Annotated in this window: 14 protein-coding genes; 11 read left to right on the forward strand and 3 right to left on the reverse strand. The window is 56.4% G+C overall.

Translation table 11 applies throughout. The features are described from left to right. The first annotated feature begins 200 nt into the window (after positions 1-200). Positions 201-1829, forward strand: a complete 1629-nt coding sequence (locus tag H6F57_RS12530; RefSeq protein ID WP_190629016.1) for a DUF3370 domain-containing protein — start codon at positions 201-203, stop codon at positions 1827-1829. Positions 1830-1947: 118 nt separating this feature from the next. Here the strand turns inward: H6F57_RS12530 and H6F57_RS12535 are convergent, their stop codons facing one another. Further along, positions 1948-2694 carry an alpha/beta hydrolase gene (locus H6F57_RS12535; protein WP_190629018.1) on the reverse strand — a complete coding sequence of 249 codons (747 nt, stop codon included), beginning with the start codon at positions 2692-2694 and terminating at the stop codon, positions 1948-1950. A gap of 456 nt (positions 2695-3150) precedes the next feature. Continuing rightward, positions 3151-3927, reverse strand: coding sequence for a hypothetical protein (locus H6F57_RS12540; protein WP_190629021.1), 777 nt, complete (start codon positions 3925-3927; stop codon positions 3151-3153). A 502-nt stretch (positions 3928-4429) separates the two neighbouring features. Between H6F57_RS12540 and H6F57_RS12545 the strand changes: the two genes are divergently transcribed. The 10 genes from H6F57_RS12545 (at position 4430) to urtE (ending at position 18126) form a co-directional block, all read left to right on the forward strand. Continuing rightward, entirely contained in the window at positions 4430-6907 is a 2478-nt protein-coding gene (locus tag H6F57_RS12545; RefSeq protein ID WP_190629024.1) for an ATP-dependent Clp protease ATP-binding subunit, read from the forward strand. A 26-nt stretch (positions 6908-6933) separates the two neighbouring features. Next, positions 6934-7980, forward strand: coding sequence for an S-layer homology domain-containing protein (locus tag H6F57_RS12550; protein ID WP_190629026.1), 1047 nt, complete (start codon positions 6934-6936; stop codon positions 7978-7980). 207 nt (positions 7981-8187) lie between these two features. Further along, a complete protein-coding gene (gene glpX / locus H6F57_RS12555; RefSeq protein ID WP_190629029.1) occupies positions 8188-9225 on the forward strand; it encodes a class II fructose-bisphosphatase in 1038 nt (345 codons plus the stop codon). Between the two features lie 387 nt (positions 9226-9612). Next, complete coding sequence (locus H6F57_RS12560) at positions 9613-10905, forward strand: glutamyl-tRNA reductase (RefSeq protein ID WP_190629032.1); 1293 nt, start codon at positions 9613-9615, stop codon at positions 10903-10905. 136 nt (positions 10906-11041) lie between these two features. Next, positions 11042-11665 carry an urease accessory protein UreG gene (gene ureG, locus H6F57_RS12565; RefSeq protein ID WP_190629035.1) on the forward strand — a complete coding sequence of 208 codons (624 nt, stop codon included), beginning with the start codon at positions 11042-11044 and terminating at the stop codon, positions 11663-11665. Between the two features lie 269 nt (positions 11666-11934). Then, positions 11935-13239, forward strand: a complete 1305-nt coding sequence (gene urtA, locus H6F57_RS12570) for an urea ABC transporter substrate-binding protein (RefSeq protein WP_190629038.1) — start codon at positions 11935-11937, stop codon at positions 13237-13239. 380 nt (positions 13240-13619) lie between these two features. Further along, positions 13620-14792, forward strand: a complete 1173-nt coding sequence (locus tag H6F57_RS12575; protein WP_190629040.1) for a branched-chain amino acid ABC transporter permease — start codon at positions 13620-13622, stop codon at positions 14790-14792. 4 nt (positions 14793-14796) lie between these two features. Further along, complete coding sequence (urtC, locus tag H6F57_RS12580) at positions 14797-15969, forward strand: urea ABC transporter permease subunit UrtC (RefSeq protein ID WP_190629042.1); 1173 nt, start codon at positions 14797-14799, stop codon at positions 15967-15969. 173 nt (positions 15970-16142) lie between these two features. Continuing rightward, a complete protein-coding gene (gene urtD / locus H6F57_RS12585) occupies positions 16143-17273 on the forward strand; it encodes an urea ABC transporter ATP-binding protein UrtD (RefSeq protein ID WP_190629044.1) in 1131 nt (376 codons plus the stop codon). Between the two features lie 100 nt (positions 17274-17373). Further along, positions 17374-18126 (forward strand): urea ABC transporter ATP-binding subunit UrtE, encoded by a 753-nt coding sequence (urtE, locus tag H6F57_RS12590; RefSeq protein WP_199294739.1) that lies wholly within the window; start codon positions 17374-17376, stop codon positions 18124-18126. Between the two features lie 437 nt (positions 18127-18563). Here urtE and H6F57_RS12595 read toward each other — a convergent pair whose 3' ends face one another. Continuing rightward, positions 18564-19937: a GTP-binding protein gene (locus tag H6F57_RS12595; protein WP_190629046.1), complete on the reverse strand. Its 1374-nt coding sequence runs from the start codon at positions 19935-19937 to the stop codon at positions 18564-18566. Positions 19938-19952 lie beyond the last annotated feature (15 nt).

Consider the following 19952-nt stretch of genomic DNA (forward strand, 5'->3'; position numbering starts at 1 on the left):
ATTGTGGATCGGGCAATATAGCCATTGTCACCGTTGCCTATAGATCGTTGTCCTTTGTTTAGACTTCCGGCAACCCCAGCGTTGGCTACACTGCTCTCCACTACCAATGTTGATCATTGCCAGGGTCGTCTACTGCTTCAGGCCTGTTTTACCTGGGCACACTGAATTCACTAGTATTTTGGTCGTTCCACGGGTTATCCATGCTGAGTGCGTTAGTCGCTTTCACTCTTTCCCCGCTGTTTGCTCAACTACCGCCGGGTGCAACTACCCCAGCCCCCGAGGCTAAAACCGTCGTCATTCCCCGCGATGGCAGCTACGCCGAGGTGATTCGTTATCAGGAAGTGCGCCCTCTTCCCGGCAGCCTAGACGAAACCCCTGTGTTCAACAGCAACAGCCCCGAAGTTGTGCAGCAGAACGGCATTCTGCTGTCCACCTTTCCTAAAGATGGCATGACATCCCCCGATGCCCATCTCAACTACGCCTTTAACGGCCGATTTGATCTCTTTGCCCACCACATTGCCCGAGGGGTAAACGCTGACGATCGCCGCACTCTGTTTATGGGTGTTTTGGTATATAACCCCGGCAGCGAACCGATTGACATCACCATCCACCAGGGAGTCAGCTACCTCAGCCAAGAGGCCCCCTTCATCAATCTGCCCGACGTTCGCCTCAGCTCTAACGGCAATGTCTACGCTGGCCCTGGCAGCCGCACCACGACCGACATTTTGCGCGGGGCTAACCAGTCCCACTGGCCCGATCGCATCACAGTGCCCCCTGGCCATGTGCAACTGCTGATGAACACCCCCATCCCGCTGCGGCAGCTCACTGTACCGGTCAACGGTAGCCATCCCCAGGGAAGCATGATTCCCAAGCCGCCCGTGCGCCCCGTTACGCTGACCGCCGCCGATGCTCAAATCAGTCCTGAAACTGGCGAAAATGGCGCTGCTGCACTACCCCGCCCCCTAGCACCGCGCCCGATTCCCAGCAATGGTCGCACGGCCATGATGTATCTCTCCAGCAGCGGCCCGGTGCATGTGGCCAGCCTGGCGCGCTATGCCGATGTCATGCCCAACGGCAACGAGCGTGTGCCCACCCTGCAAGACTGGCTTCAGGTGCTCAAGCAGGGCAACCTAGCCGGCCCCCGCGATATTCCCCCCTCTGACCCCGAGACCTATCGGTTTGGGCGGTTTTACTATGGTCGAGTGGCTGGCGTTGCCAAGGGTGCCAGTTGGAAGGCTACTCTCACCGACTCCCCTGACACCGACGTATTGACGATTCCGGCTCCCGGCAATGCCTTCTCCTACGTGATTAGCTCCGTCGATCGCAATACCTTTGGCACCGGGCAAATTCAGAGCGCTCCCATGGTGGCCCGCTACCCCGATACGGCTTACCGCGCCCACGGCAACTACGGCGTGCGTTATAGCCTCAAGCTCCCTTTCTACAATAATCGGGGCGTCGATCAAGCCGTTATCCTCAAGTTTCAAACCCCGCTTCGTGACGAGGAACTGGTTCAAGGGCTGCGCTTTCGTCGTCCCCCCGAAGACCGAGTGTTCTTTCGAGGCACTGTGCGGCTGAAATTTAGAAATCAGATGGGGCTAGAGCGCACCCACTACGTTCACCTGGTGCAGCGCCGGGGACAGGAGGCCGAAGCCCTGCTCAAGCTCAACATTCCCGCCGAAGCCCGCCAAGATCTGGAGGTTGATCTGGTCTATCCTCCTGATGCCACTCCGCCCCAGGTGCTCACGGTGCTCAATGGCGGCGTACCCGAAGTGTTTGAGGCTGAGACCATCGAGTCTCCTGTCTCCCCCGCCGTCAGCCGAGATCGTTAAGATCCAGACTGCGTTCTTCTCAGCCTGTTTTTAGCGGCAAGCCGTAGCAGGTCTTGCAGAGAATTGCCCTAGTTTGTGGCTACTCAACGGCCTGCCACGCTAAAAGCAGTGACAGAGATTAGGGAACTGTTCTTAGACTTTGGGGCGTGACTAACAGGTTGTCGGTCGTTCCCCAAAAGCTCAAAATTTGGTTGGCCACAGGATGGGGATGCGTAGCATGAAAAAAGTGGCGACCGGGAAATAGAGCCATGCGATCGCTCCCTTTGAGCCAGGGCTGCCATCCCTGAATTTGAGTCGGGTTAACGACAGCATCTGCTTCGCCACCGCAAACGAGCAGGGGCACCGCCACCCTACCGGGGCAGAGGCTAACCCGCTTGAGCAGCGAGTGAGGCGATACTGAGTGCAGCAAATCTTGCTCTAACAGGTTGACCCAGCCCCGTACTAACGGTTGTGCCTGGTGACCAAACAGGCTATAGACCATTTGGGTGAGCACCTGCCGCCGTTTGCAGGGCAGACGTTCGAGTTGAGTGTAGTAGTGAGCTTGCCAATCGACCATAGGGTTAACGCCTACCGACAGCAGCGTTAGCGACTTAACCCGGTGAGGGTTTTGGCGGGTATAGAGCAACCCCACTAGTCCACTGAGGCCATGGCCCAGGAGATGTACCGGTCGATTGTGACTTTTAAGGTAATCGTGCAGCAAGGTAATAGCAATATCGAGGGAACTCGGTTCATCGGGGGTTTGACGATAGGCCCAGTGGGCAACTTCAACATGGCGAGCTAGGCAGCCCAGTAGCTTGTGGTCAAACCGCTCAAAACCAGGGCTGACGTTTAGCCATAGGGCATCGGGGCAGGTGGGTGCAGTCATCGGATGCAAAATTTTTAGATATGAGAAAAGGGGGGCAGGATGTTGGAGCCCTATATGCCCCCCAAGAGAGGAGAAGTTAACCCAACGCACAGCTCACTTCAGGATTGCCATGGGTTCGCACAGCCAATGGATCCTTAGCAAGGTCAATATCCATAAGACATCTGTTGAGAACAATACTCAATAAGAAGATTTCACCACAGATCAGAATCATTCTCAATAGATAAAGATTAAGTTTTGTTAAGTCTGCTCAGGCAGCTATAACTAGACGTCTTTCGAAAAGAGAGATGATAAGAGTAGCCTTGTTACCAGCCAAGGCTTTGGGGCAGGTTTCAAGCGCTCTAGGGCAGTATCTATTGCTATTTAGGCGCAATAGATTGGCTAGAGCGATCGCGTCTATCTCGACCTTTACAAGCCGAGGTAGGGGCGATCGCCTCCACAGCTCACTATCGAGACTAGCTATTGCGAAAAGTCGTATTCTCGAATCTCCAAGCGGCAGCCATCTTGTAAGTTGAGGGCCCGCTTAATTGGGTTAATGTCTCTAAACCCTTCGGCCCCCTGCTGCTTCAGGCTAGTTTCAAACCGTTCGGCGAACTGCGACGCACAGGGGCTGCGGCTGGTACGCAGGCGCTCTAGGGTGGTCAGGGTGGTGTTCATGTCCCAGACTTCTACAGAGTTGTGCAGCTGTTCCCACAGGCGATTTTCCTGGCTACCAGAAGCCGTTCGAAGCTGATGGCGATCCAAAATGCGGTAAGCCAACCAAAAGCTGGCGCTCAAAATTGCCGCCATCCCTAGGGAAATCAAGCAGCCAGCTAGGGGGTTGCGCCGAGTCAATCGCCCTGACGGCTGGGACAGAGGCTCGGCCTTGATCTGCCTGTAGTAATCCACGAACTGCGGCATCTGATCGAGAAACCAAATCTCAATACCCTTAGGCTGGATTTGCTCAGCAATAGCCTGGGCCGACTCCCAGTCGGTCTCGGGAGTGAGCCCCGCGATCACCGATCGCTGATCAGGAAAGTGCGGCTGGTGGAGCTGAATTTTGTCGACTGTCGCCCATAGGTCGGGGGGGGTGAGGGTTGGGGGGCAATAGATAGCGTAGGCCGGTGTGAGCAGGTCTACATTTCCCTCCTCGGGGCAGGGCACCTGGCGGTGAACGCTATGGCCATAGTCTTCTAGCCAGCGCCCTAGCGCGGTTCGAAGGTCTTCTGCACTGGCAAGTTCTATGGCAACGGTCACGGTCGGCCCAGGGAGATATAGTTCTTATGTACCAATATTAAAGCGAGATCTGGTCTTGAGATCGAAAATCGCTCGAACACTTAGCTGCTAGCAGGTTGGTTCTGCAACAGTGCTGCAATGATAGAGCGATTTTTTTAAAGCGGTTCCGCTATTTTGCGGGTCAACCTCAGCAATTTGCCGAACTGGAGTCTAGGTTATAAGATAAGGTTAAGTAATGTAAATAATCTCTAAGGAAAAACTATTGCTTGTGATTTTTGCTGCTGGTGATTCATCTCACCCATGAGGCCGATTTGGTCAACGAATGCCTAAGCCGACCCGTTTCCTACGGTTCTCCTCACTGCGGATTATGCGTGCATCTACGTAAAGTATTAATAACTCAGTAGGTCCATATTCATGCTTTGGGGATCCATGGCCCCGACATTACCCACAGTCGCAGCCCGTTTTTGCCCAGTCAATTTCGGCCTCTGTCACTCCTCACGCCATTGGTACTGATTTAACTGCCATGTTTGAACATTTTACTAATACCGCGATCGCCGTCATCATGAAGGCCCAGGAAGAGGCCCGTCGGCTGCGCCACAACTTCGTCGGCACCGAGCAACTGCTGTTAGGCCTGATCAAAGAAGAATCAACTCTGTCGGCTAAAGTGCTGAGTGAGTTTGGCGTCAACATCGACGATGCCCGCGCCGAAGTTGAGGCCATTATTGGCCGCGGCAGCGGCAGCGTACCGCCTGAAATCCCTTTCACGCCTAAAGTTAAGCAGGTGTTTGAGCAGGCCTTTCAAGAGGCCCGCAAGATGGACTCACCCTACATTGAGCCCGAGCATTTACTGCTTAGCCTTTGCCAAAACACGGAGAGTGTAGCCTATCGGGTACTCACCAACCTTGGGGTTGACCCAGCCAAGGTGCGCACCCGCATTATTCAAGATATTGGTGAGGTGGCCGCTATGCCTGCTGGTGTCCGTCGTGAGAGCGATCGCGATAGCTCCCGTAAGACCGGTAAAATTCTCGCTGAGTTTGGCCACGACCTGACCGCTCTAGCCGCCGCCGGTAAAATTGACCCCGTGGTGGGCCGCGCCAAGGAAATCGAGCGCGTCGTGCAAATTCTGGGTCGTCGCACCAAAAACAACCCTATTTTGGTGGGTGAGCCAGGGGTGGGCAAAACGGCGATCGCTGAGGGCTTGGCCCAGCGCATCGTCAACCAAGATGTGCCCGAAGCGCTGATCACCAAGCGGGTGATTAGCCTCGACATGGGTTCTTTGGTATCGGGCACGCGCTTTCGAGGCGATTTTGAAGAGCGCCTCACCCAGCTTGTGCAGGAAGTGCGCGAAGACCCCGATGTGGTGCTGGTGATCGACGAAATCCATACTCTGATTGGGGCTGGTTCCCTCGAAGGTGGCCTTGATGCTGCCAACATGCTCAAGCCCGCCCTGGCGCGAGGCGAGATGCAGTGTATCGGGGCTACCACCATCGATGAGTTCCGCAAATATATTGAGCGCGATGCTGCCCTAGAGCGTCGCTTTCAGCCTGTTACTGTAAGCCCGCCCTCGGTGAACGAGACGATTGAAATTCTCCAAGGGGTGCGCAGCCGCTACGAGCAGTTCCACCAGGTGAACTTCACCGATGCGGCGCTGGAAGCTGCCGCCAAACTGTCGGATCGCTATATCAGCGATCGCCACCTGCCTGACAAAGCCATCGACCTGATTGACGAAGCGGGCTCCCAGGTGAAGCTGCGATTCATGCCCAAATATCCCTCCAAAGAACTCAAGCAGCAGCTGCGAGAGGTAAATAAAGAGCTGGATAAAGCGATTCAGCTGCAAGAATTCCCTAAGGCCAAAACCTTGCGGGAGAAGCGTCAGGCACTGATTCAGCAACTCCAGGCCGACATTCCCGAGTACGGTGAAGCGGTGACCGACAGTCTGCCTGCGCTGCCCAATGTCGATGAAGAAAACATCGCCGATATCGTGGCCGCCTGGACGGGGATTCCGGTGAACCGGATGACCGAAACTGAGGCCGTGCGCCTACTGCACCTAGAAGACGTGCTCCACGAGCGGGTGATTGGTCAGCACGAAGCCGTGATGGCGGCTGCTAAGTCAATTCGGCGGGCGCGTTCGGGCCTGGCCAGCGGCGATCGCCCCATTGCCAGCCTGGTGTTTTCTGGCCCCACTGGAGTCGGCAAAACCGAGCTGTCTAAGGCTCTGGCCGTGGCGCTGTTTGGCTCCGAAGAGGCGATGATTCGCCTCGACATGTCGGAGTTTATGGAAAGCCACACGGTGTCAAAGCTAATTGGCTCGCCTCCGGGCTTTGTGGGCTACGACGAGGGCGGTCAGCTCACTGAAGCGGTGCGTCGCCGGCCCTACAGCGTCATTCTGATGGATGAGATCGAGAAGGCCCACCCTGAGGTTTTTAATGTGCTCTTGCAGGTGCTCGACGACGGCCGATTGACCGATGCTAAGGGTCGGGTGGTGAGCTTTAAGAACACTCTGATCATCATGACCTCAAACATCGGCTCTCAAGTGATTGAGAAAGGTGGTGCTGGTCTCGGCTTTGACTTCGCCACTACTGACGCGGCCACCAGTCAGTACAACAACATCCGCAACCTGGTCAACGAAGAGATGAAGCAGTATTTCCGGCCGGAAATGCTGAACCGAATTGACGAGATCATCGTCTTCCGTCAGCTCACCCGCGACGAAGTTAACCAGATCGCTGACCTCATGCTGGAGCAGGTCAATAAGCGCCTGGCCGATCGCCAGATGGTGGTCACCTTGTCTGACGCCTTCCGCACGCGGCTAGCGGGCGAGGGCTACGACCAGCGCTACGGGGCTCGCCCCATGCGTCGAGCGATCGCTCGTCTGGTAGAAGACACCCTGGCCGAGGCCATTTTGTCTGGCGCTTTGGAAGAGGGCGATCGCGCCCACCTCGACATTGACGAGGCCGGTAATCCGGTTGTTACCCCCCAGCGCCAGCCAGCTCTGGTAGGATAACCCTGGACGTTGCTGCCTGCCGAACCATGGTGAATCTACCCCCCGACCCGCCCAATCCGTCTGACGCCAGTCGCCGCGTCGTAGACACTGCGCCCCGAGCGCGTCGCACCCTTGAGCCTGACGAGCTGCTGGCGGTGGTGCTGGCCTTCTTGGGTATAGGCTCCATCCTGTGGTGGGGCCTGACCCGCAGCCAGGGGCTACTGGCCGATCCGGATCTGCTGTCGCGCCGAGTTGGGGAACCGTCTTCCCTTACCCAGGCAGAACCGGACGGCGCGGGGGAGGCGTTTGAGCCGCGCACCTTTGAACGGGACGAACGCACCCGGCAGGATCCCCCCGCTGGGGCTACTAGGCCACCGAGTTTTGGCCCTGAGGATCGGCGCTCTTCAGTAGTTTCCAGGGAATCAACGTCGGGTGTCGTACTTCCCGTTAATCCTAATGAGGCACCGAGCGACCCCTCAACCGAGGTCATCGAGTCCACTCAACCCCTTGATATTTCTGCTGTACCGACTACTCACTGGGCCTACCCCTTCATCAAGCCCATGTTTGATGAAGGATACCTGCCCGATTTTCCTGAGAGCAACTTTCAGCCAGATCAACCTGTGACCCGGGCTGAGCTAGCGGCTTTTCTCAATCAGGCCTTTGGCGATGTCCCCCGGGAGGGCTCGGTGCGCGCCTTTGTTGATGTGCCGAGCAACTACTGGGCCGCTCCAGCGATCAACAGTGCCGTTTCTCAGGGCTTTATGAACGGCTACCCCGAAGGCGACTTTCGCCCTGACCAGGCAGTGCCCCGCTACGAGGTGTTGGTTTCCCTCGCCTCGGGGCTAGGCCTAGCCGACTCGCCCGCTCCAGACCAAACGCTGCAAGCCTTTGTTGACCTCAATTCGCTGCCCGATTGGGCCCGACCTAAGGTGGCCGCCGCTGCCGACAACGCCTTGGTGGTGAATTACCCCAATCGCGATCAGCTCAAGCCCGCCCAGGCGGCTACCCGCGCCGAGATTGTCGCCATGATTCATCAGGCCCTGGTGCAACAGGGTGAGCTACCGAGGGTGGAGTCGGAGTATACGGTGCCCTAGGGAACAGATGAGGGGATGGGAAACATGGGGAAGGTGAGGAGAAACAGCTTTCTTCTTCCTCACCTCCTTATCTTCCCCATGTTTCCTTCATTCTCTGCTCTGCCCAGCACAATTTCCTATGCCTTGATCCCACCGTCTGATAGACTGGGAAATCGAGATGGGGAACGCGAAACCCACTAAATATAGGCAGTTTGGAGGATTGATCCCGTGGAAAGTACCCTCGGTCTTGAGATTATTGAGGTTGTCGAACAGGCTGCGATCGCATCGTCCCGGTGGATGGGCAAAGGCGAAAAAAACATTGCTGACCAGGTGGCGGTAGAAGCCATGCGGGAGCGCATGAACAAGATCCACATGCGCGGTCGCATTGTGATCGGCGAGGGCGAGCGGGACGATGCTCCGATGCTCTACATCGGTGAAGAAGTAGGCATTTGCACCCAGCCCAATGCTACCGACTTCTGCAACCCCGACGAACTGCTCGAAATTGACATTGCCGTTGACCCCTGCGAAGGCACCAACCTGGTAGCCTACGGTCAAAACGGTTCTATGGCCGTGCTGGCGATTTCTGAGAAGGGTGGTCTGTTCGCTGCTCCCGACTTCTACATGAAGAAGCTGGCGGCTCCGGCCCAGGCCAAGGGCAAAGTTGACATCAACAAGTCGGCCACCGAAAACCTGAAAATTTTGGGCGAGTGCCTCGATCGCGGCATCGACGAACTGGTAGTCGTGGTGATGAAACGCGATCGCCACACCGACCTGATCAAAGAAATCCGCGATGCCGGTGCCCGCGTCAAGCTAATTGCTGACGGCGACGTTGGTGCGGCTATCTCCTGCGCCTTCTCGGGCACCAACACCCACGCGCTGATGGGCATCGGTGCGGCTCCTGAAGGGGTGATTAGCGCCGCCGCCATGCGTTGCCTGGGTGGCCACTTCCAAGGTCAGCTGATCTACGATCCCGCCGTGGTCAAAACCGGCCTGATCGGCGAAAGCAAGGAGGCCAACATCGCCCGCCTAAACGAAATGGGCATTACCGACATCGACAAAGTGTACGATGCCCATGAGCTTGCCTCCGGCGACACCGTGCTGTTTGCCGCCACCGGCATCACCCCAGGCGAATTGATGGAAGGGGTGCGCTTCTTCCACGGCGGAATGCGAACTCAGTCGCTGGTAATCTCTAGCCAGTCCAAGACCGCTCGCTTTGTGGACACCATCCACATGGTTGACCAGCCCAAGGCTCTCCAACTGCACTAGGCACTCTTGGGCCTAGCGGATGCTCGATTTAATCCCCCCTACCTCCTTAATGAGGAGGGTAAAAGGCTGCCTTAGACAGCATGGCTTTGGGGGGTTCTAGCCCTGGCAAATAAACACCGACGGGCGCAAAAAACGTCTTAGGTACGGGTTAAATTCGTTAGCTTAGAGATGCGGGGATTCTGCATCTCTTTTTTTAGGCCTTGTTCACAGTTTTTGATGGACTTTTGTTGAGTTTCCTTGAGTCAGGGCCTATTTATCTCTAAGTTCAAACATATTGGCAATTGTGTACGCAGCAACCTTTGGCGTGGCCATTCTCACGGTGACTTGGCCTCCTAAAGAATCTGTCGACACCATAAATTAGGTGATTACTAAACGCGTGGAGGAAGAATGAATATCGCCGTAATTGGCCTGAGCCACAAAACTGCCCCAGTGCAAATTCGCGAAAAACTTAGCATTCCGACGGCTCAGACAGGTGACGCGATCGCCCATCTCACTCACTGTCCCCACATCGACGAAGTCTCCATCCTCAGCACCTGTAACCGTCTCGAAATCCACATCGTGACCGAGGAAACTGAGCAGGGCATTCGCGAAGTAACTCAGTTTCTCTCCGAGCACAGTGGCCTGCCCCTCCACGAGCTGCGCCAGCATCTGTTCATCCTGCTGCATCAAGATGCCGTCAACCACCTGATGCGGGTGGCAGCGGGCCTCGACAGCCTGGTGCTGGGCGAAGGGCAAATCTTGGCCCAGGTCAAGCACGCCCACCAGCTGGCCCAGCAGCACAAGAGCATTGGCCGGGTGCTAGACCGCCTGCTGAAACAGTCCCTCACGGCCGGTAAGCGCGTGCGCAGTGAGACCAGCATCGGCACCGGGGCCGTCTCCATCAGCTCCGCTGCGGTGGAACTGGCCCGCATGAAGGTACCTCACCTGAATGGCTGCCACGTCAGCATTCTGGGCGCAGGCAAAATGGCTCGCTTGCTAGTGCAGCATCTGATCTCCAAAGACTCTTGCACCATCACCATTCTCAATCGCACCATCGACCGGGCCAACGAGCTAGCCAAGCAGTTCCCTGATGCCAACATTCGCACCGGCACCCTCGACACCATGCTGGAAACGGTGCAGGCCTGTGATGTGGTGTTTACCTGCACCTCGGCTACCGAGCCGCTGCTGCACCGCGAAAATCTGGAGCCGCTAGTGGCGTCCAACCGCACCCTGATGCTGTTTGATATTGCGGTTCCCCTCAACGTCCACACCAATGCTAACGAGCTTGACAACGTCCACGCCTTTAACGTGGACGACCTCAAAGCGGTAGTGGCCCAAAACCAGGCCAGCCGCCGCCGCATGGCCATGGAGGCCCAGGTGCTGCTCGACCAGGAGGTGGAGAGCTTTATGGACTGGTGGCGCTCCCTCGACACCGTGGGCACGATCAGCAGCCTGCGCAGCAAGGTCGAGACTATCCGCGAGCAGGAACTAGAGAAGGCTCTGTCGCGCCTGGGCAGTGAGTTTGCCGAAAAGCACCAGGAAGTGATTGAGGCGCTGACTCGGGGCATCGTCAACAAGATTCTCCACGACCCCATGGTGCAGCTGCGCGCTCAGCGAGACATTGAGGCCCGCAAGCGCGCCATGCAGACTCTACAGGTGTTGTTTGACCTAGAGACTGCCTCCAACGAGAAGTACAGCTAGCGTCTTAGCAACCGAGTTTTTAGTGTCAGCTAACCATATCCCAGGGCTGCTAAGGCCCTGGGATATTCTGCTTGCCACCAGAGCGTCCAACAGGCGATGTAAGATACCAAGCATTCTGATGTTGGCTTAAGCGTACATGGCAACTCCCTTTCGTGTTGGTGTGGCAGGCCCAGTGGGCTCGGGCAAAACGGCTTTGGTAGATAGCCTATGCAAGGCGCTGCGCGATCGCTACTCGATTGCTGTGGTCACCAACGATATCTACACTCAGGAAGACGCCCAGTTCTTGGTGCGCAGCCAGGCTCTCAGCCCCGATCGCATCGTTGGGGTAGAAACCGGCGGCTGCCCCCATACCGCCATCCGCGAAGATGCCTCAATGAACCTGGTGGCGATCGAGGATCTTGAAGCTCGATTGAATCCCCTCGACCTGGTGTTTGTGGAGAGCGGTGGCGATAACCTGGCCAGCACCTTTAGCCCCGAACTGGTCGATTTGACCCTCTACGTGATCGATGTGGCCGCCGGAGATAAAATTCCCCGCAAGGGCGGGCCGGGGATTACTAAATCTGACTTTTTGGTAATCAACAAAATTGACCTGGCCCCGATGGTAGGGGCCAGCCTGGAGGTCATGGAGCGAGATGCGCTCAAGATGCGGGGCGATCGCCCCTTTGGCTTTACCAACCTCAAAACCCAGGCTGGTTTAGCCACCATTATCAATTTTATTAGCTACCACGCGGCGGTTGAACCAGTGACGTCGGTTCCTTAGCTGAAGCGGGTTTGAGAGTGTAGAGCAGGGCTTCTATAGAGTCTTTCCCAAGGTCACAGGGCCATATCTGGGTAGCGATCGCCCAAAATCAGCCTTTAGGAAGAGGTCACTTTAGGCTATATATCTCAGAAACGTTACAAAGAAGTTGAGGCCTTTTGTGCCTCACGCTACATTTACTGCCAATCACACCTCCTAATATCCACTCTGACGGTCTATGTAATTTCTCGAATAAGACAAGTCTTTCGTTAAAGAGTCAGGAGCGAGGTTGAATGGTAACTCGATTTAATCGACGGAAGTTTTTGGTGTACGGGTCTGCGACCCTGGGCACCTCTATGCTGCTCAAAGCCTGTGGCGGTAGCACCACCACGGATACCGGTTCCACCGATGCTGGCACCGACACTGCTGCTGCCGATGGCGAAACCATTAAGGTGGGCATTCTTCACTCCCTCAGCGGCACCATGGCCATCAGTGAAACCACTGTGGTCGATGCTGAGATGCTAGCCATTAAAGAAATCAACGAGGCTGGCGGTGTCTTGGGCAAGCAAATCGAGGCCATCACTGAAGATGGCGCTTCTGACTGGCCTACCTTTGCTTCAAAGGCTGAAAAACTGATCGATGATGACCAAGTAGCCGTCGTGTTTGGCTGTTGGACCTCCGCTAGCCGCAAGGCCGTGCTGCCCGTATTTGAGTCAAAAGACCACATGTTGTGGTACCCCGTGCAGTACGAGGGCCAAGAGTGCTCTAAGAATATCTTCTACACCGGGGCTGCCCCCAACCAGCAGATTGAGCCGGCGGTTGACTGGCTGCTTGAGAACAAGGGCAAAGATTTCTTCCTGGTGGGTTCTGACTATGTCTTCCCCCGCACCGCCAACACCATCATTAAAGAACAGCTGACGGCTAAGGGCGGCAACACCCTGGGTGAAGACTATCTGCCCTTGGGCAACACCGAAGTTACCCCCATCATCACCAAAATTAAGGCCGCCATGCCCGACGGCGGCGTGATTTTCAACAGCCTCAACGGTGACAGCAACGTGGCCTTCTTCAAGCAGCTCCAGGGCGCGGGCATGGGGCCAGACCTCTATCCTGTGATGTCGGTGAGCGTGGCCGAAGAAGAAGTCCGTCAGATTGGCCCCGAGTTTCTGGTGGGCCACCTGGCGTCTTGGAACTACTTCCAAACCGTTGAAACCCCTGAAAACGAAAAGTGGGTTGCCGACTTCAAGGCCGAGTTTGGCGACGACCGGGTGACCAACGACCCCATGGAAGCCGCCTACATCATGGTTTATCTGTGGAAGCAGGCGGTAGAAGCTGCTGGCACCTTTGACATTCCTGAGGTGCGGGCAGCGGCCTACGGTCAGAGCATGGCGGCACCTGAAGGTACCGTGACGATGAATGCTAATCACCACCTGTCTAAGACCGTGCGGCTTGGGGAAGTTATGGATGACGGCATGTTTAATGTCGTCTGGGAAACCGAGGGTCCGATTGATCCGGAGCCTTGGAACCAGTTTGTTCCTGACACCATTGGTTTTGCCTGCGACTGGTCTGACCCCGCTAAGGGCGGCAAGTTTGAGGCCTAGGGCTAGACTGTAGCCGCGATCGCGGTGCTGTCGAACAGTAGTTTGGCGGGGGTGCAGCAAGCTGTGTCCCCGCTCTTGCTATAGAGTCGGTCAAATATTTAGGTAAGCCCTATTCTTGCCGTTCGGTGAGTTGCTAGAAGATTGAGCCTCTCGACTTAGAGCTTTGGCTTTTTGCCTAGCTAATTTCTCAAAAAAGTAAAGGGTTAAAATAGGCCCCAAGTGACGGTAGAGACCAAACTTTGGAACAGACGAAAATTGTAAAAGGTGAACATTTCTTCTCTGTGGGGCACCTTAGTATTCCACTGAGATTGGTTCCGGTTTTTATGGCGGTTTAATTAATATTTGTTAAGTAGCGCGTTGTCCCTAAATCGGTAAAGGCTGTGTTGGAAGGCTTAATTGGTGGCCTTTTTAATGGCATTAGCATTGGTGCGGTGCTGTTGATTGTGGCGTTGGGCTTAGCCATTGTATTTGGCTTGATGGGGGTCATTAATCTGGCCCACGGCGAACTGATGATGTTTGGGGCTTACACCACCTTTGTGGTGCAAAATGTGGCCAAAAGCATTGGGGGGATTGCTCCTGATCTATACATTTTTGCGGCCCTGCCTCTGGCGTTTTTGGTGGCCGCTTTGCTGGGCTTGCTGCTAGAGCGAACGGTGATTCGCTATCTGTATGGACGCCCCCTAGAAACGCTGCTGGCCACCTGGGGAGTGAGCCTGATTTTGATTCAGTTCATCCGCAGCGTTAGCCTGCCGATGGTGATTGGCCTGGGCATCTTTGGGGTGTTGTTTTTGGTCGGTCGCTGGGTGCCGACGCGCTACACCGACTGGGAACGCATTCGGCCCTGGGCAAACCCGGTGTTTTTGGGGCTGTCAGCGGCGATCGCCGTGCTGGCCTCGATTTTGATTGGCAACGCCGGCAGTGCTAAATTCTCGCGGGCCTGGTTTAGCACCCGCAACGTGGATGTTACACCGCCAAGCTGGCTGCGGGGGGGCATCACGCTGGGCGATACGCTGCAATTTCCCTCCGCCCGACTGTTCATCATTGTGCTCACCATTCTTTGCCTGGTGGCGGTTTACTGGTTTCTCAATGGCACAGCCTGGGGGCTACGGATTCGCTCTGTCACCCAAAATCGAGGTATGAGTGCCTGCTTGGGTATTCCCACCGGGCAAGTAGATGCGATTACGTTTGCTTTGGGGTCGGGGTTGGCGGGGATAGCTGGGTGCGCGGTGACGCTGCTGGGTTCGGTCGGCCCTAATTTGGGGTCCAACTACATCGTTGATGCCTTCATGGTGGTGGTGGTAGGCGGAGTCGGCAAACTGGTGGGCAGCATTGTGGCGGCGCTGGTGATTGGCATCACGACCTACCTGGTGGGGTCGGGTACGATGGCGCTGCTGTTTCCGCCTACAGGCTTCTTTCAGCCTGCGATTGACTTCTTCACGTTCTTTGCCACAACCAGCATGGCCAAGGTGATGGTGTTTGCGTTGATTATTGCCTTTTTGCAGGTGCGGCCCGCTGGGCTGTTCCCGCCGAAGGGCCGTTCGGTGGAGCTATAGGGCTATGACTACAGATATGGCCGTTCAACCGCGCCGCGCCGCCAAGGCCAGCCAAAAGCGCAAGTTTATGATTGAGGCGATCGCGGTCATTGCGATCGCCCTGATCCTGATTTTGATTATGCCGATGCTGCTGACGGGCTTTCGGCTGAATCTGCTGGGGCGCTTTTTGGCCCTCGGTATTGTGGCCCTAGGGGTCGATTTAATCTGGGGCTTCACTGGCCTGCTCAGCCTGGGCCACGGCATCTTCTTTGGCCTGGGGGGCTATGCCTTTGCCATGTACCTGGAGTTAAACACTCTGGGCGAGGGGCAACTGCCGGAGTTTTTTGGTCTCTACGGGGTGACGGAGCTGCCCTGGTTTTGGCAGCCGTTTAACTCGCTGCCGTTTACGCTGCTGGCGATTTTTACCATCCCGGCGATCGTGGCGGGACTGTTGGGCTATCTGGTGTTCCGCAACCGCATTCGCGGGGTCTACTTCTCGATTTTGACCCAGGCCGCCCTGGTGGTGTTTTTTAACTTGTTCAATGGTCAGCAAAAGCTGATCAACGGCACCAATGGTCTTAAAACCTCCACCTCGGTGTTTATGAATCAGCAGGTGGGCAGCGACGGCATGCGGATGTTCTTTTACATCAGCACCGTCATTGCTCTGATCGCCATGTATGCCCTCTGCCGCTGGCTCACCAGCGGGCGCTTTGGCCGCATGCTGGTGGCCATTCGCGACGACGAAAACCGGGTGCGCTTTTCGGGCTATGACCCAACGGCCTTTAAGGTGCTGGTGTTTGCGGTCTCAGGGGCGATCGCAGGCATAGCCGGTGCCCTCTACACAGCCCAATCGGGCATCATCTCTCCCCAGGTAATGGATATTGCCTTCTCCATCGAGATGGTGATCTGGGTCGCCGTGGGTGGGCGCGCCACGCTAGTCGGTGCTGTATTGGGTGCCGTGCTGGTGAACATGGCCCGCAGCCTGCTCAGCGAGCGCTTTCCCGACGTGTGGCTGTTTTTCCAAGGGGCGTTGTTCCTGATTGTGGTGACGGCTTTGCCGGACGGCATCATTGGCTGGGGTCGTCGCCAGTTTGGCTCTATGGTTAGCTCGGCTCTAGGTCTCACTCCTACAGATGTGCCCTACGCCAGCGATAGCGATTCGGTCGTTGAAGCTGTCCCCGAGTTTGCCGAAAAGTAGTCTGCTGAGAAGTAGGGTGGGCATTGCCCACCATTTAATTGAGGCTTCCACAGCCTAGCTAAGGCAATAACCCCTTACGTGGGCATTGCTCACCTAACTCAAAAACACCTCGATCAGCCCCACAGTCTAATGGTGGGCGGTGCCCACCCTACCCATCACTCCTTCACTCCCCCATGAGCACCAAAGTTTTAGAGATTAAAGACGTCACCGTCAGCTTTGATGGGTTTAAGGCCATCAACAACCTCAACTTCAGCATGGATGAGGGTGAACTGCGGGTGATTATTGGCCCTAACGGCGCGGGCAAAACCACCTTCTTAGACGTCATTAGCGGCAAAACCAAACCCACCGAGGGCGCGGCCTACTTTAAAGGTCAAGATCTGCGCAAATACAAAGAGCACGAGATCTCCCGCCTAGGCATTGGTCGCAAGTTTCAAACTCCCCGCGTCTACCTCAACCTCACCCCCCGCGAAAACCTCGATCTCTCGTGCAATCGCAATAAAAGCGTTTTCTCCACGCTCTTCAAAAAGGCCCCGCTCGCCGAAAAGCGCACCGTCGGTGGCCTGCTCGAAACCATTGGTCTCGACCACAAAGCCGATATTCCCGCTGCGCTGCTCTCCCACGGCGAGAAGCAGTGGCTTGAGATCGGCATGCTGGTGGCCCAGTCGCCCGATCTGCTGCTGGTGGATGAGCCAGTGGCGGGCCTCACTGACGAAGAAACTGAGCAGACCGGCAAGCTGCTAATGTCGTTAGCCGAAAGCCACTCCATTGTGGTGATTGAGCACGACATGGAGTTTGTGCGCCAGATTGCTCGCCAGGTGACCGTGCTGCACCAGGGCAGCGTTCTTTTTGAAGGCACCATGGACCAGGTGCAGACCGACCCCAAGGTGATTGAAGTCTACCTGGGCAAAGAAACCGGTCTCACCCCCGAGCAAATGCTGCTGCTGCGCATTGCCGCCACCATGGCCTGGGCCGACGACAACTTCGCCGATGTGCAGCAGGCGGTGATTCTCGATCGCCTCAGCCGCAAGTTTGCCCACGCACCCGAAGAGCAAGCCGAGCTTCGGAACGATCTCAAGAGCCTGCTGGCCACCGAAATCCCCCTAGAAGAGCTGGTACCTCAGCTCACCACCCAAACCCAGCGTGAAGAAGCCCTCATGCTCAGCTACGAGGTGATTAGCTCTAACCAGATCAATCAAACCGAGGCAATGGTCTACCAAAAACTGCTGAATTTGCTGGGCCTGCCCCCCGAGATCGTTAGCCGCCTAGAAGCTGCCGCCCTAGAGGAATTGGCCGCTCGGAGGTAAGTTTTGAATTTCGAGTTTTGAATTTTGAATTCAGACTCAAGCTAACCTCCAGAGACGTAACTCAAAACTCAACCCTAAGAACTCAAAACTCCAAACCTCCATGACCACCACCCTCCCCGCCCCGGCTCTACAAGACCCCATGACCGCGCCCATGCTTGAGGTTTCGGGGCTGAACTTCTACTACGGTGAAAGCCACATTTTGCGCGATGTGAGCATGACTATCCCCAGGGGGCAAATGGTCTGCCTGATTGGCCGCAACGGCGTAGGCAAAACCACCGTGCTCAAAAACATCATGGGAGTGCTGCGGCCGCGCACGGGCGAAATTCGCTTTGAGGGACAGGTGGTGAATAGCTTTCCCCCCGATCGCCGGGCGCGGTTGGGCATTGGCTACGTGCCCCAGGGCCGAGAAGTGATTCCGAGGCTGACGGTGCGAGAGAATTTGCTCATTGGTCAGGAGGCCTTGGGCAGTCGTGGCAAGGCGCAGAAAGAAGTGCCCGAAGAGATCTATGCGCTATTTCCGGTGCTGAAGGACATGCTCGATCGCATGGGGGGTGACCTCAGCGGTGGTCAGCAGCAGCAGCTGGCGATCGCCCGCGCTATCATGGGCCAGCCCAAACTGCTCGTATTGGATGAACCTACCGAAGGTATTCAGCCCTCAATTATTCTCGACATTGAGGCGGCGGTGAAGAAGATCATTAAAACCACCGGTATTTCAGTGCTGCTGGTGGAGCAGCACCTGCACTTTGTGCGCCAGGCCGACTACTACTACGCCATGCAGCGGGGCGGCATTGTGGCCAACGGCCCCACCAGCGAACTCACCAACGACATCATTCAAGAGTTCCTAGCGGTGTAACTGCTCGAAGGGTTTGTGTACGCTTTTATGATCAAACCAACTCATTTTTCCAAGCTGAAACCTAATAGCTGTTAAAAGCTTTTTATTAGGCAAATCCCTATCCCTGGAATACTCAGGCTCTAGTAGATTGGCTCAATCAAGAACTTCGTCACCACACCAACAAGACTTGGAAGCCATATTAAAAGGAGAACGACATGTAGACTAAGCCTTGGCTCACCAAATCTTCGCTTGCCATCACCCTGAACCATCTGCGGGCGATCGCTCAATACAAAGATTGGGACTTAGCGCAAACCATTAGCTGGCTTGGGTTAAAGCCAGCTCACGTTCAAGAACTTGTCAATCAAGATGTCTCTGGAGTTAGAGTGAGTCTTCGGTAACAATTCGGCGACGACCAGATTTAAGACGTTGATACAAGGGTTCAAAAGTATAAGGAACCGCTAGCTGTTGGATGCTGAAACCGTTACTAGATCGGCCTCGACCTCCTGGCGAAGACGAGCTAGGGTAGCCGAGGTCTGGGTGTCGTTGAGCAGGGCCGCTAGGGTAGCGCTGACCCCCTCTGGCCCCCAGGTGCAACCCTGCTCTAGGTAAGTTTTAGCGGCCTGGCCAACGGTGTATGCCCCGTACCCGGCAGCGCTGGCCTGGGCCGTCATTGCCCCCGCTAGGGCAGCTATCCCCGAAGCGCTATCCACCAGAGCGACCAAAGCGGCGGTGGTTTTGCCTGCCCCCAGCAACCCGCTGCCTAACTCGCTCAGCAGCAGCGTGCCCGAGCTTTTGAGAATCGCCCGCCACAGCCGCCCCGCCTCGTGGCCCGTAATCGGAAAGCCGTAGAGCCGCGCCAGGGTGCGAATCATTACCAGGTCAATCAGCACGCCGCCCAGCAGGTCAAGCCCCGCGATCGGGTTGAGGGCCACAGCGGCGGCTTTGTACTTAGCAAACTGCCAGATGGTCTCGTTGGCGCGATCGCCGTGCAGACGGCTGACATGGCCCACCATATCGCCCTCAATCGAGCGGGCGTGGCGCAAAGCATTGAGGGCCACCAGGGCAGAGCCATCCTGGCCCACAATCGCCAACAGCGCTTGGCGCAGCGGCTCAATCTGAGGGGGCTGAGGTTCCCACTCGTCGCTGGTGCGACCATCGGGCCATTCAACCCGCACCTGAAGTGGGGCCGGACTGGCAGCCACCATGACTACCTCCTCTACAGCCAGCTTGGCCCCTGGGGTGTCTCGGCCTAGCTCAGTCCGCAGGCTATTGAGGGTGTCGTATACCGCTTGTCGGTCAACTTCTGGATACAGATCAATTTTGTTGAATACCAGCAGCAGCGGCTTGTGCCCCCGCTGTAGTTCTGCCAGAGCGTCGTACTCAAGCTGGGTAATCTCCCCCGCCACCACAAACAGAATCAAATCGGCCTGGTTAGCCACAGTCTGAGCCATGTCGGCGCGAATATTTCCCCCGACCTCATCCAGGCCGGGGGTATCCACCAGCTCGATTTGCCAGGGCAGGTCGCTATCCACCTCGGGCTGCCAGTATACCGACCGAGGCCAGCGGGTGACCCCGTGCAGCGGGCCGGTTTCAAGAATGCTTTCTCCCACTAGGGCGTTGATGACTGCCGACTTGCCTCGGCTCACCAGTCCAAACACCGCCACCCGCAAACAGCGGGATTCCAGTTTGGCGCTGAGGCTCTGAAGCTGGCCCAGACCCTGCTTCACCGCTGCCTGGTGGGGGTTGGCGCTACCCTGCGCCGCTGTGGAGTAGCGAACAACTGCCTGGCTGAGGGTTTGGCGGGCGCGGGAGAGGAGGGGGGAGGGGGGCATGGGGGTGGGGAGTTA

Origin of the sequence: Leptolyngbya sp. FACHB-60, from assembly GCF_014695775.1 — a bacterium.
Lineage (GTDB): Bacteria > Cyanobacteriota > Cyanobacteriia > Phormidesmidales > Phormidesmidaceae > Nodosilinea.